The sequence below is a fragment of the Xanthomonas sp. NCPPB 3583 genome, assembly GCF_041475715.2.
Lineage (GTDB): Bacteria > Pseudomonadota > Gammaproteobacteria > Xanthomonadales > Xanthomonadaceae > Xanthomonas > Xanthomonas euvesicatoria.
Map to the genome: position 1 here is coordinate 483460 of NZ_CM191263.1, position 13486 is coordinate 496945.

8 protein-coding genes are annotated in these 13486 nt (G+C 68.0%); 7 read left to right on the forward strand and 1 reads right to left on the reverse strand.

Annotated features, from left to right (window positions below; genetic code table 11):
* The first annotated feature begins 9 nt into the window (after positions 1-9).
* Positions 10-951, forward strand: coding sequence for a DUF808 domain-containing protein (locus tag ACCQ07_RS02140; RefSeq protein ID WP_031420813.1), 942 nt, complete (start codon positions 10-12; stop codon positions 949-951).
* Positions 952-1037: 86 nt separating this feature from the next.
* Here the strand turns inward: ACCQ07_RS02140 and ACCQ07_RS02145 are convergent, their stop codons facing one another.
* Complete coding sequence (locus ACCQ07_RS02145) at positions 1038-2666, reverse strand: GGDEF domain-containing protein (protein WP_014089156.1); 1629 nt, start codon at positions 2664-2666, stop codon at positions 1038-1040.
* A gap of 487 nt (positions 2667-3153) precedes the next feature.
* Between ACCQ07_RS02145 and glgA the strand changes: the two genes are divergently transcribed.
* Genes glgA through ACCQ07_RS02175 form a run of 6 tightly spaced genes read left to right on the forward strand, consistent with a single transcriptional unit; the run spans position 3154 to position 13484 of the window.
* Positions 3154-4737, forward strand: a complete 1584-nt coding sequence (glgA, locus tag ACCQ07_RS02150; RefSeq protein WP_008575489.1) for a glycogen synthase GlgA — start codon at positions 3154-3156, stop codon at positions 4735-4737.
* Complete coding sequence (locus ACCQ07_RS02155) at positions 4734-6965, forward strand: 1,4-alpha-glucan branching enzyme (protein WP_372363735.1); 2232 nt, start codon at positions 4734-4736, stop codon at positions 6963-6965. The genes glgA and ACCQ07_RS02155 overlap by 4 nt, the downstream gene beginning before the upstream one ends.
* Before the next feature lie 2 nt (positions 6966-6967).
* Positions 6968-8725 carry a malto-oligosyltrehalose trehalohydrolase gene (treZ, locus tag ACCQ07_RS02160; protein WP_071118543.1) on the forward strand — a complete coding sequence of 586 codons (1758 nt, stop codon included), beginning with the start codon at positions 6968-6970 and terminating at the stop codon, positions 8723-8725.
* The gene (locus ACCQ07_RS02165) at positions 8722-10671 is read left to right on the forward strand and encodes a 4-alpha-glucanotransferase (protein ID WP_372363736.1); all 1950 of its coding nucleotides are present in this window, start codon (positions 8722-8724) and stop codon (positions 10669-10671) included. The genes treZ and ACCQ07_RS02165 overlap by 4 nt, the downstream gene beginning before the upstream one ends.
* Complete coding sequence (treY, locus tag ACCQ07_RS02170; protein ID WP_372363737.1) at positions 10668-13277, forward strand: malto-oligosyltrehalose synthase; 2610 nt, start codon at positions 10668-10670, stop codon at positions 13275-13277. The genes ACCQ07_RS02165 and treY overlap by 4 nt, the downstream gene beginning before the upstream one ends.
* Before the next feature lie 21 nt (positions 13278-13298).
* Positions 13299-13484: a DUF2934 domain-containing protein gene (locus ACCQ07_RS02175; protein ID WP_008575499.1), complete on the forward strand. Its 186-nt coding sequence runs from the start codon at positions 13299-13301 to the stop codon at positions 13482-13484.
* Positions 13485-13486 lie beyond the last annotated feature (2 nt).

Genomic DNA, 13486 nt, shown 5'->3' on the forward strand with positions numbered 1-13486 from the left:
ACCTTGCGCATGGCCGGTGCCAGCCTGTTCACCCTGCTCGACGACATCGCCACGCTGCTGGACGACGTTTCCATCCTGACCAAGGTTGCGGCCAAGAAGACCGCAGGCGTGCTGGGCGACGATCTGGCGCTCAATGCGCAGCAGGTCACCGGCGTCACGGCCGACCGCGAACTGCCGGTGGTGTGGGCGGTGGCCAAGGGCTCGCTGGTCAACAAGATGATCCTGGTGCCGGCAGCATTGGCGATCAGCGCGCTGGAAGCGTGGCTGCGCGGGCGCGGCTACAACGTGCCGTTGGTGATGCCGCTGATGATGATCGGCGGCGCCTACCTGTGCTTCGAGGGCGTGGAAAAGCTGGCGCACAAGTTCCTGCACAACGATGAGCAAGAAGCGCAGCGGCATGCCGAACGTACCCGCGCGCTGGCCGACCAGAACGTGGACGTGGTGGCGCTGGAAAAGGACAAGGTGAAGGGCGCAATCCGCACCGATTTCATCCTTTCGGCAGAGATCATCGTGCTCTCGCTGGGCGTGGTCTCGGAGGTGTCCTTCGGGCAGCAGGTGGCGGTGCTGGTGGCCATTGCGCTGGCGATGACCATCGGCGTGTACGGCGTGGTGGCCGCGATCGTGAAGCTGGACGACCTGGGCCTGTACCTGACCAGGAAGGGCGCCGCGCTGGCGGCCCTGGGTCGCGGCATCCTGGTGGCGGCGCCGTGGTTGATGAAGTTCCTGTCGGTGGCCGGCACGCTGGCGATGTTCCTGGTCGGCGGCGGCATCCTGGTGCACAACATCCCGGCGCTGCATCACCTGGTGGTGGATCTGGCCGAGTCGTCCGGCAGCATGGGCTGGCTGGTCGAAGCGCTGGGCAACATGCTGGTTGGCGTGGTCGCCGGTGCGCTCGTGCTGGGCGCGGTGATGCTGTTTCAGAAGCTGCGCGGAGCCAAGCCCGCGCATTGATGCATGGCGCGCCGCCAGACCAGCCAGCACGGTACACGCCGCTTAGCGATTGCCCGGGTGCACGGTGCGTTCGCCGACGATCGCCGCTAATCGGCGTTGATCACCCGGTTCTTGCCAGCCGCCTTGGCGTCGTACATGGCGCGGTCGGCGCGGCGGATGACCTCGTCCTGGGTCTCGTCGGTCCCGCGTAGCGCCACGCCGGCGCTGAAGCTGATGAACACGCGCACGTCGTCATGCAGCAGCGAGCGCTGCGACAGTGCGCGTTGCAGGCGGATCACTGCCGCGCTGGCTTCGAAGATGGTCGAGTCCGGCAGCAGCAGCACGAATTCCTCGCCGCCGAAGCGGGCGATGGCATCGGTGGTGCGCAGCACCGCCTTGGCCACCTCCACCGTATGGCGCAGCGCGGCGTCGCCGCCGGCGTGGCCGTGGGTCTCGTTGAGGCGGCGGAAGTCGTCCAGGTCCAGCATTGCCACGCATAGGGGCTGGCCACTGCGCTGGGTGCGCACGGCTTCACGCTGGAACAGTTCTTCGAAGCCGCGCCGGTTGAGCGCGCCGGTCAGTTGGTCTTCGCGCACCAAACCGGCGACGTCCTTGAGCTCCTGTTCGAGCAAGGCGATGCGCTGTTCGGAATCTTCCACCTGCCGGCGTGCCGCGAGCAGTTCGTCGCGCGCTGCCAGGGCCTGTGCCTGTACGCCGGCGGTGTCCTGCAGCAGGTCCTGCAGCAGCCGGTTGAGGTCGGGGATGCCGCGCGCCTCGCCGATCGCCTGCGAATAGCCGGCAACGCGGTCGTGGTATTGCCCGGTGCTGGTGGCCATGCCGTCCAGCCGGTCGACGAAGGACACCATCATTTCGCGCATGGCGGTCTTGGACTCGGCGATGCCCTGCTTGAGCAGACCCTGCTTGTAGGTCACCTCGCGCAGGGTGCCGCGTGCCTGTTCGATGGAACTGACATCCAGCGGGCCGGAAATCAGTTGCCGCACCACCGAGATCTGGCCCTGCAACCAGCTGCGATCGTCCAGGAGTTCGCCGACGTTCTCCAGCAATAGGTCGAACAGGCCCAGTAACAGGTTCTGTTGTTCGCTGGCATCTTCGGCGCGCAGGCCGATCTGGTGGCTGAGTTCGCGCAGGCGTTGTTCCAGCGTGATCAGCTCGTGTCCGGGGCGCCAGTGGCGCAGCGCCGATGCCAGCGTTTGCGCCTCTTCGGCCAGCTCCGGGCTGCGTTGCAACAGCGTGGCCAGGGCATTGCCCAGCGCGTGGCGCAGCAGATCGCGCAGCTGCTCGGCTTCCGTGCGGCCTTCGGCCAGCGAATCGCCGATATCGATGGTGCGGATGTATTTGTCGATGAGCTGGCGCAAGGCACGGCCATAGCCGGGCCAATCACCGGCCGCATACGCCGCGCTCAGGCGCACGCCCATGTCGCCGAGCTCGCCATGCAGGCTGGCGATGCCTTCGGCGAACGCGAGCAGCAGCGCTTCGGGATGCGCGGCATGCGAGAACAGCCGTATCAGCAATGCAGTGGCAGCGGCCGGATCGTGCGCGCCGGACTTGGCCTTGGCCGGCACCAGCTGGTGCGCGGCCAGGCCATGACCGCTGCGCTCGCCATTGATCACCGTCGGCAGGGCAGCGGCAGGGCGCGCGGTGTCCGTGCCGCCCCAGGGCAACAGGCGGCGCAGCCCGCCACGGGGGCGGCTTGGGTGTTCGGGCTGGTCTGCCATGCGCCAGGGTCTCGAGAGGTCTTGTGCTAACGCTCGATATCGGCCCATGGAGGGGGCGCTTGAGCAAGCCGGGCCGTAGCGCGCGGCAACGGCATGCAGGCCGGGCGCGAAGCATGGTCGCCAGGCCCGAAACAAGGCATTGATGAACCGGTTACCCGGATGAGGGCGAACGCGGCCGGAAGTTCCCGCATTCGGTGCATGTCACGGCCAACGCACCGAGACGGGGATGTCATCGCACTGCAATGTGGCGCTTATGCCTTGAGGCGTGCGCAACTGCGCGTAAAGGAATGTGGGCTGTCGCAGAAAAGTCAGCACGTGTTCACGCATATTTTATTTGGTCGGGGTGTAGATTCCTCTGCAAGGGCGACGTGGAGTACGCGCGTTGCCCACGCTCCTCACTCGTAGCAAGTCGTCTGGCTGAATCGGCAGACGGCGGTTTTCGCTTCGCCGTTTTTCCGTCTCCACCCACATTACGACGGATGTTTCGATGGTTGCCATGATGCCGCTTCACGCTACTACCGCACGCTTAGAGCGCAGCACGCTGCTCCCGACTCTGAAAAAGAGCGGGCGCCCGCGCGATGCGCGTGGCCGCTTCATCCGTCACCACGAGCGCTTGCCGGTCTCGTTGGCAGACACGCGCGGTGCCTTGTTCGTGGTGTCGGAAATGGCGGACTTCATCAAGGCCGGCGGGTTGGGCGATGTGGCGGCCGCGTTGCCGCGCGCGCTGCGCCACCGCTACGACGTACGTGTGCTGATCCCTGGCTACCGCGCCGTGCTCGAGCGTGCGGGCAAGGTGGAGATCGTGGGCCGCGTGTTGGCGCATGCCGCGCTGCCGGCCTGCGACATCGGCCGCATCGTGCAATCGGACGGGCTGCCGATCTATATCCTGCTGTCCAAGGAGTTGTTCGAACGCGACGGCTCGCCCTATGTGAGCACCAGCGGTTCGGAGTTCGAGGACAACGCGATCCGCTTTGCCACCTTGTCGCATGCCGCCGCGCAGATTGCGGCCGGCCACGCCGGCCTGGGCTGGAAACCGCGCCTGCTGCATCTCAACGACTGGCCCTGCGCGCTGGCGGCCGGCTATGTGCGCTGGTCCGGCGGCACCACGCCGTGCCTGCTGACCATCCATAACCTGGCCTACCAGGGCCTGGTGCCGTATTCGATGGCTGCCGCGCTGGGCATCCCTGCCGAGCGAGTGGCCGAGCTGGAGTTCTATGGGCAGATGTCGTTCCTGCGCGGCGGCATCGTCAATGCCGACCACGTCAACACGGTCAGCGTCAGCTACGCCAAGCAGATCACCGGCCCGGCACAGGGCTGCGGCCTGGACCGGCTGTTGGCCGGTCGCGCTGCCAAGGGCGCGCTCACCGGCATCGTCAACGGCATCGACGCCAGCTGGGATCCGCGCACCGATGAATACCTGGATTCGCACTTCAGCGTGAACCAGTGGCAGGGCCGGCAGGCCAATGCAGCGCAGGTGCGCAAGGCATTCGGGCTGCGCGAGAGCACCGGCCCGCTGTTTGCGGTGGTGTCGCGGCTGGTGCATCAGAAGGGCCTGGACCTGATTTGCGAGGTGGCCCCGCAGATCGTGGCCGCTGGCGGCCAGATCGCGGTGATCGGCGGCGGCGAGCCGGAGATCGAACGGCAGGTGGCCGAGCTGACCAGGCGCTATCCCGGCCAGGTGGGCGCCTTCATCGGCTTCGAGGAAGGCCTGGCGCGGCGCATGTTCGCCGGTGCCGACTTCCTGCTGATGCCCTCGCGCTTCGAGCCCTGCGGCCTGAGCCAGATGTATGCGCAGCGCTTCGGCTGCCTGCCGATCGCGCATGCGACCGGCGGGCTGATCGACACCGTGGACGATGGCGTGACCGGCTTCCTGTTCCAGCACGCCAGCGTCGAAGCGCTGCGCCGCTGCCTGGAGCGCGCCTTCCGCACCTTCCGCCTGCCCAGCCTGCTGTCTGCGATGCGGCGCGCAGCCATGCTGCGTCCCAGCGGCTGGGACGTGGCAGGCAAGAAATACCTCTCGCTCTACGAACACACCGCCGCAACCGCGCCCGCGCTCGCGACGGTGTCATGAGCGAACGGCAGGGCGGGCAGGAGCAGCGCACGGAAGCAGACGGCATGACCACGGAAGGGATCTCAGAAACGTCGCAGACCCTGCAAGCCCTGGCCAACGGCTTGCCGGCCGATGCCTTTGCGGTGCTTGGACCGAAACCGCTGGCCGATGGCCGCCGTCAGGTGCGCGTGTTGGCACCGGGCGCCGAGGCGATGGGCTTGATCGACCCGCGCGGCAAGCTGCTCGCGCGCATGCAGGCCAGCGCCATCTATGGCGTCTTCGAAGGCATCCTGGCGGCCGATGGGCCGTACCGGCTGCGCATCGTGTGGCCAGACAGGGTGCAGGAGGTCGAAGACCCGTACGCGTTCGCGGCCACGCTGGACGAATCGCTGCTGCTGCAGATCGCTGCCGGCGATGGCCAGGCCGTGCGTCGTGCGCTGGGCGCGCAGCATGTCCACTGTGGCGATGTGCCAGGCGTGCGCTTTGCGGTGTGGGCACCCCATGCCCAACGCGTGGCGGTGGTTGGCGACTTCAACGGCTGGGACGTGCGGCGGCATCCGATGCGGCAGCGCATCGGTGGCTTTTGGGAACTCTTCCTGCCGCGCGTGGAAGCCGGCGCCCGGTACAAATATGCCGTCACCGCAGCCGATGGGCGGGTGCTGCTCAAGGCCGACCCGGTGGCCCGGCAAACCGAATTGCCGCCGGCAACCGCTTCGGTGGTGCCCAGCGCCGCCGCATTCGCCTGGACCGATGCGGCCTGGATGGCCAACCGCGACCCCGGCGCCGTGCCGGCGCCGCTGTCGATCTACGAGGTGCATGCCGCGTCCTGGCGCCGCGACGGACACAACCAGCCGCTGGACTGGCCAACGCTGGCCGAGCAGTTGATTCCTTACGTACAGCAGCTCGGCTTCACGCATATCGAATTGTTGCCGATCACCGAACACCCGTTCGGCGGTTCCTGGGGCTATCAGCCGCTGGGCCTGTATGCGCCCACCGCGCGCCATGGCAGCCCGGACGGCTTTGCGCAGTTCGTCGATGCCTGTCACCGCGCCGGGATCGGCGTGATCCTGGATTGGGTCAGCGCGCACTTTCCCGATGAGGCGCACGGCCTGGCCCAGTTCGACGGCGCCGCGCTGTACGAGCATGCCGACCCGCGCGAAGGCATGCATCGCGACTGGAATACGCTGATCTACAACTACGGTCGGCCGGAAGTGACCGCTTACCTGCTGGGCAGCGCGCTGGAATGGATCGAGCATTACCACCTCGACGGCCTGCGCGTGGATGCGGTGGCCTCGATGCTGTATCGCGACTACGGCCGCGCCGAAGGCGAGTGGGTGCCCAATGCGCATGGCGGCCGCGAGAACCTGGAGGCGGTCGCGTTCCTGCGCCAGCTCAACCGCGAAATCGCCACCCAGTTCCCCGGCGTGCTCACCATTGCCGAAGAATCCACCGCCTGGCCGGGCGTGACCGCCGCGATCAGCGATGGCGGCCTGGGCTTCACCCACAAATGGAACATGGGCTGGATGCACGACACGCTGGGCTACATGCAGCGCGATCCGGCCGAACGTGCGCAGCACCATAGCCAGCTCACCTTCGGGCTGGTGTACGCCTTCGACGAACGCTTCGTGTTGCCGCTCTCGCACGATGAAGTGGTGCACGGCACCGGGGGCCTGCTCGGGCAGATGCCGGGCGATGACTGGCGCCGCTTCGCCAACCTGCGCGCCTACCTGGCGCTGATGTGGGCGCACCCGGGCGACAAACTGCTGTTCATGGGCGCCGAGTTCGGCCAATGGGCCGACTGGAATCACGACCAGTCGCTGGACTGGCATCTGCTGGACGGCGCGCGCCATCGTGGCATGCAGCAACTGGTGGGCGATCTCAACGCCGCACTGCGCCGCACGCCGGCGCTGTATCGCGGCAGCCATCGCGCCGACGGCTTCGACTGGAGCGTGGCCGACGATGCGCGCAACAGCGTGCTGGCGTTCGTCCGCCATGATCCTGCCGGCGGCGCACCGTTGCTGGCAGTGAGCAACCTCACCCCGCAACCGCATCACGACTATCACGTGGGGGTGCCGCGTGCTGGCCTCTGGCGCGAGATCCTCAACACCGACAGTGCCCATTACGGCGGCAGCAACCTCGGCAACAGCGGTCGCCTGGCGACCGAGCCGGTGGGCATGCATGGGCATGCGCAACGTCTGCGCCTGACCCTACCGCCGCTGGCCACGATCTATCTGCAAGCGGAGAAATAACGATGAACCAGCGCAATGCAATCACACCGGCCTGGGGCGCCTGGCCGGCGGGTGAGGGACAGGTGCGCTTTGCGCTCTGGGCTCCAGCAGCCAAGAGCGTGGACGTGGTCTTCGACGACGGCGCGCGCCGCGCGCTGCAGGCGGGACAGGACGGTTTTTTCAGCGCCGTCATCGACTGCGCTGCCAATGCGCGTTACCGCTACAGCGTCGACGGCGCTGAGCCGGTCCCGGACCCGGCCTCGCGCTGGCAGCCCGAAGGCGTGCACGGCCCCAGCGCGGTACAGCCAACCGACGGCTATGCCTGGCAAAACGCCCAGTGGCAGGGACGGCCGTGGGACGAGGCAGTGATCTACGAAGTGCATGTCGGCACCTGCGGCGGCTATGCCGGTGTGCAGGCGCAACTGCCGCAGCTGGCGGCGATGGGCATCACCGCCATCGAACTGATGCCGTTGAGCGCGTTTCCCGGCGCGCACAACTGGGGCTACGACGGCGTGCTGCCGTATGCACCGGTGGAGGCGTATGGCACACCGGACGAACTGAAGGCGCTGATCGATGCCGCGCACGGGCATGGCCTGATGGTGTTGCTGGATGTGGTCTACAACCACTTCGGCCCGGACGGCAATTACCTGCACAGCTATGCCGCGCCGTTCTTCAACGAGGACAAGCCCACCCCGTGGGGCGCAGCGATCGATTTCCGCAAGCCGCCGGTGCAGCGGTATTTTCTCGACAACGCGCTGATGTGGCTGCACGAATACGGTTTCGACGGCCTGCGCCTGGATGCGGTGCATGCGATATCGCCCAACGCGTTCCTGGATACCTTGCGCGAGATCGTCGAGGCCAGCCTGCCGGCCGGGCGGCATGTGCATCTGGTGCTGGAAAACGAGGCCAATCAGGCCTCGCAACTGCAGCGTGGCTATACCGCGCAGTGGGACGACGACTTCCATAACGCACTGCATGTGCTGCTCACTGGCGAAGAGGAAGGCTATTACGCCGCGTTCGCCGACAAGCCGACCGAGCACCTGGCGCGCGTGCTGGGCGAAGGGTTCGCCTATCAGGGCGAGCCGGACCCGCGCGGGCATGTGCGGGGCGAACCCAGTGGCGCCTTGCCGCCGCACAAATTCGTGGTGTTTGCGCAGAATCACGACCAGATCGGCAACCGCGCCCGCGGCGAGCGGCTGAGCGTGCTGGTGTCGCCGCAACGCTTGCGCGCGGCCTTGGCGCTGACCGCATTGACGCCGATGATTCCGCTGTTTTTCATGGGCGAACCGTGGGGCGCCAAGCAACCGTTCCTGTTCTTCACCGACTTCGGCCCACCGTTGGACGATGCGGTGCGCGAAGGCCGCCGCAAGGAGTTCGCGCACTTCGCCGCGTTTGCCGATGAGGCCCAGCGCGCCACCATTCCCGATCCGAACAGCCATGCCACGTTCGCGGCATCGCGTGCGCCGATCGCTGACGCCGCGCATGGCGACGGCGCGCAGTGGGCAAGCTGGTTCACGGCGCTGCTGGACGTGCGTCGTCAGTGGCTGGTGCCGGGCCTGGCGCAGGCGCGCGCCGTGCGTGCCAGCGTGCTTGCCGACGGCGCGGTGACCGCCACCTGGGAGCTGCCGGGCGGGCTGTGGCATATCGCCTTCAATGTCGGCACCCAGCCGGTGCCATTGCCGCCGCTGCGCGGACGCGTGGCGCATGTCGAAAACGTGGCTGCCGATGCGCGGGAACTACCGGTCGATGGCTTCATCGCCTGGCACGAGGCGCAGGCATGAGTACGCGCGATCCGGGCGGGGATGATCTCAACACCCTGGCCGCCGCGGCCGGGGTGATGGTGGATTGGGTGGATGCCAGCGACCAGCCGCGGCAGGTCTCCGAGCAATCGGTGCATGCGGTGCTCAGCGCGCTGGAACTGCCGGCCGCCACCGCGGCGCAGCGCACCGACAGCCTGCGCCGCTGCCAGGCGCAGGCCGACGAGCCGGCGCCGTTGCTGACGGTGCAGGTGGGCCAGCCGCTGCCGTTGCGCGTGGCGGCACACGCCAGTGGCCGCTGGAGCGACGACAGCGGCGCCAGCGAAGACGCGCGTGCCGATGCGCAAGGGCAGGTGCGCGCGCCGCAGCGTTTCGGTTACTGGACGCTGCAGATCGGCGCGATCACCCAGCAGGTGGCCGTGGCGCCGCCACGTTGCTTCAGCGTGGCCGATGCCTGTGGCCAGCCATCGCCGCGTGCCTGGGGCATGGCGCTGCAGGTGTATTCGGCACGCAGCCTGGATGACGGCGGTATCGGCGATGCCGCCGGCACGGTGGAATGGTTGCGGCACGCGGCCTTGGCCGGCGCCGACGCCCTGGCATTGAGTCCGGTGCACGCCGCGCGCCCGGTGAGCGGCGGCTACAGCCCGTATTCGCCCAGCGATCGGCGCTTTCTCGATCCCTTGCATGCCGCGCCGGTGCGCATCCTGGGCGAACTGGCGCTGGATGCCATCAACGCGGTGCCCGGCCTGCGCGAACGTTTCGATGGCTTGCATAACGCTGCATTGATCGATTGGCAGGCCTCGGCGCACGCCAAGTGGGAATTGCTGCGCCAGTTGTACACGCGCGTTTCGCCCGATCATGCCGATCTGGTCGCCTTCCGCAACGCAGGCGGCGCGGCGCTGGAGGGCTTTGCACGCTTTGCTGCGCAGGATTTCGGCGACAACGATCCGCAGCTGCATGTGTTCACGCAATGGCTGGCGGCGCGCAGCTGGTCCGATGCGCAGCGCGAGGCGCACGAGCGCGGCATGAAGATCGGTTTGATCGCCGATCTGGCGGTGGGCTTCGACCCCAACGGCGCCGAAGCCGCAGCGGCGGCCGACACCGTATTGCGCGGGCTGGTGCTGGGCGCGCCGCCGGATGCCTTCAATGCCGATGGCCAGCATTGGGGCATCGGGGCGTATTCGCCCACGGCGCTGCGGCGCAGCGGCTACGCGCCGTATATCGCGCTGCTGCGTGCGGTGCTGCGCGACCGCGGCGGCATCCGCATCGACCACATCCTGGGCCTGATGCGGCTATGGGTGGTCCCCGATGGCGCCAGTTCCAATGAAGGTGCGTATCTGGCCTACCCGTTGCACGATCTGCTCAACCTGCTGGCGCTGGAATCGTGGCGGCACCGGGCGATCGTCATCGGCGAGGACCTGGGCGTGGTGCCGCCGGGCATCCGCGAAGAACTCTCGCAGCGTGGAGTGATGGGCATCGATGTGTTGATGTTCACGCGCAACGACGACGGCGCATTCGTCTCGCCGGCGCTGTGGCGGCCGGATGCGATCGCCACCACTACCACGCACGATCTGCCCACGCTCACCGGCTGGCGCACCGGCCGCGATATCGACTGGCGGCGCAAGCTGGAACTGATCCAGCCCGCGCAGGCCAGCGACGATGCGGCCGCGCGCAACAAGGACGTGGCACGGCTGGATGCCGCTGTCGAACTTGCCGGCCTGAGCAGTGCGCGCGACCCGCTGCTGGGCGCATTGCGCTTCACCGCCACCAGTGTCTCGCCGCTGGCCTTGTTGCCGGTGGAAGACGCGCTGGCCCTGGACGAACAACCCAACCTGCCGGGCACCGTCGAAGTGCATCCCAACTGGCGTCGACGCCTGCCCGATCCCTTGCCGCATGCGCGCCTGAGTTCGGCGCTGCACGGCTTTGCCGAGGCGCGTCGCGTCGCGGCCGTTTCGGAACCGCATCCATGATCGATCTTCGCGCTACCGCCCGCCTGCAGCTGCATGCCGGCTTCACCCTGCACGATGCGCTCGCGCAGGTGCCGTACTACGCAGGCCTGGGTATCAGTCACCTGTACCTGTCGCCGATCGGCACGGCCGTGCCGGGCTCCACCCACGGCTACGACAACATCGACCCCACCGTGGTCAATCCCGAACTGGGCGGCGAAGACGCCCTGGTGGCGCTCTCGCAGGCCGCGCGCGAACACGGCATGGGTCTGATCGCCGACATCGTACCCAACCACATGGCCACGCATGCGCAGAACGCGTGGTGGTGGGATGTGCTGCGCAATGGCCGCAGCGCCAGGCACGCCGACTGGTTCGACATCGACTGGCGCGCGCCCGGGCGCGACGGCAAGCTGTGGCTGGCGGTGCTGGATCGCCCGTATGCGACAGCGCTGGCCGAAGGCCTGATCACGCTGGTGATCGAAAACGACGGCAGCGCGGCGTTGGCGCATTACGACCAGCGTTACCCGATTCGTCCGCAGACGCTGGACATCCCCGAGAAAGCCGCACGTGCGCAGTGGCTGCGCGACTACAACGACGGCGCCAAACGCGGCGACGGCCGCCTGCACAAGTTGATCGAACGCCAGCCGTATCGCCTGAACTGGTGGCGCGTGGGCAACGACATGCTCAACTACCGCCGCTTCTTCGATATCACCTCGCTGGTGGCCTTGCGGGTGGAATTGCCGGCGGTGTTCGACGCGGTGCACGCGTTGCCGCTGCGGCTGGTGGCCGAAGGCCATCTGGACGGCTTGCGCATCGACCACGTGGACGGGCTGACCGACCCCACCGGCTATGTGCGCAAGCTGCGCAGCCGGCTGGATGCGGCCGGCCGCACGCGTGGGCTCAAGCCCGGCACGCTGGGCCTGTACCTGGAAAAGATCCTCGCACCGGGCGAGCACCTGCCAGCCGACTGGCCGTGCGATGGCACCACCGGTTACGACTTCATGGACCAGGTGGGCGGGCTGCTGCACGATGCGGCCGGCTTCCGGCCATTGGCGCGTGCCTGGCAGAAGGTGAGCGGGCGCAGCGGCGATTTCGCGCAGGAAGAACGCACCGCCCGCGACGAAATCCTGCGTGGCCCGCTGCAGAGCGAATTCAATCGCGCCGTGGGGGCGTTGTCGGCGTTGGCGCGGCTGGATCCGCCCACGCGCGAGTTCAGCCCGCAGATGCTGGCGCGCGGCTTGTGCGTGCTGCTGCGCTGGTTCCCGGTGTACCGCACCTATGCCGGCGCCAAGGGCATCACCGGCAGCGAAGCGGAGCGATTGCACGCTACCTCCGCAAAGGCGCGCGAGGGGATGCCGGAATCGATCGTGGCGGCCGTGGATGCGATCGAGCGGTGGTTGCTCGACGATGCCGGCGCAGACCGTGCGCAGATCGCCTTGCGGCGCATCCTGCGCCGTCGCGTGGAGCAGCTGTCCGCACCGCTCAATGCCAAGTCGGTGGAGGACACCGCGTTCTACCGGCACGGCGTGCTGCTGTCGCGCAACGAGGTCGGCAGCCACCCGACCCATTTCGCCAACGAAGCGGCCGAGTTCCACGCGCAGAATCTCGAGCGCGCCAAGCATTACCCGCGCGCGTTGCTGGCTACCGCCACCCACGACCACAAGCGTGGCGAAGACCTGCGCATGCGGCTGGCGGTACTGTCCGAGCAACCGCGCTGGTGGATCGAGCAGAGCGCCCAGTTCGATGCGCTGGTCGACTCGCTGGAATCGCCGGCCCTGTCCGGGGGCGACCAGCAGATGCTGTGGCAGACCCTGGTGGCGGCCTGGCCGATCGGCCTGGGCGCCGACCAGACCGAGCCGCTTGCCGGCTACGCCGAGCGCATCGCGCAATGGCTGCTCAAGGCGGTGCGCGAAGCCAAGCTGCACACCAGCTGGACCGACGGCTCGCCGGCCTATGAGCACGCCGTGCAGGCCACCGTGGAGCAGGTGCTGTGCAGCCGCGCCGGGCTGCCGCTGCGGCGCGCGCTGCTGCGCGCAAGCAACTACATCGCCGCCGCCGGCGCGCGCAACAGCCTGGTGCAAACCACCTTGCGCCTGACCGTGCCCGGCGTGCCCGACCTGTACCAGGGGACCGAAGGCTGGGATCTGTCGCTGGTGGATCCGGACAACCGCCGTCCGGTGGATTACGTCCAGCGCCAGCAGTGGCTGCAGCAGGCGCGCGACTTCTCCGGGTTGCTGCGCAGCTGGCGCGATGGCGCGGTCAAGGCGCGCCTGACGGCGCTGTTGCTGCAGTTGCGCCGCGAATTTCCAGCGCTATTTGCGAAGGGCGACTACCAACCCTTGAACGTGGCGGTCAGCGGCGATACGCAGGTGCTGGCATTCCGTCGCCAGTATCGCGGTCAGTCGCTGGTGGTGGCCGTCACGCGGCTAGGCGCCGGCGTCGAGGGCGAGGGCGATCTGCCGTTGCTGGTGGCGCCTGCCACCTGGGGTCAGGCGTCGTTGGCATTGGGCGAGGGCACATACCGTAATGTGCTCGACGGCAGCACGCTGCAGTCGCAGCGCGGCCGCGTGGCGCTATCCACGCTGTTTGCACGTGCGCCGGTGGCAGTGTTGTTGTCCCAAGAAAATTGACCCCTGAGAGAAACGTACGCAATGAATGACATGGAACGGCAGGCGCGGCTTGCCCAGTTGGCACGGGAGATTTGGGAGGCGGAGGGCCGCCCGGACGGGCACGCGGACCGCCATTGGGCCATGGCCGAGCGGCTGGTGGAGGCCGAGGAGCGCGCCGCCGAACAGGCTGCCGAATACGCGGCCACCCCGATCGCTGCACGCCAGTAACG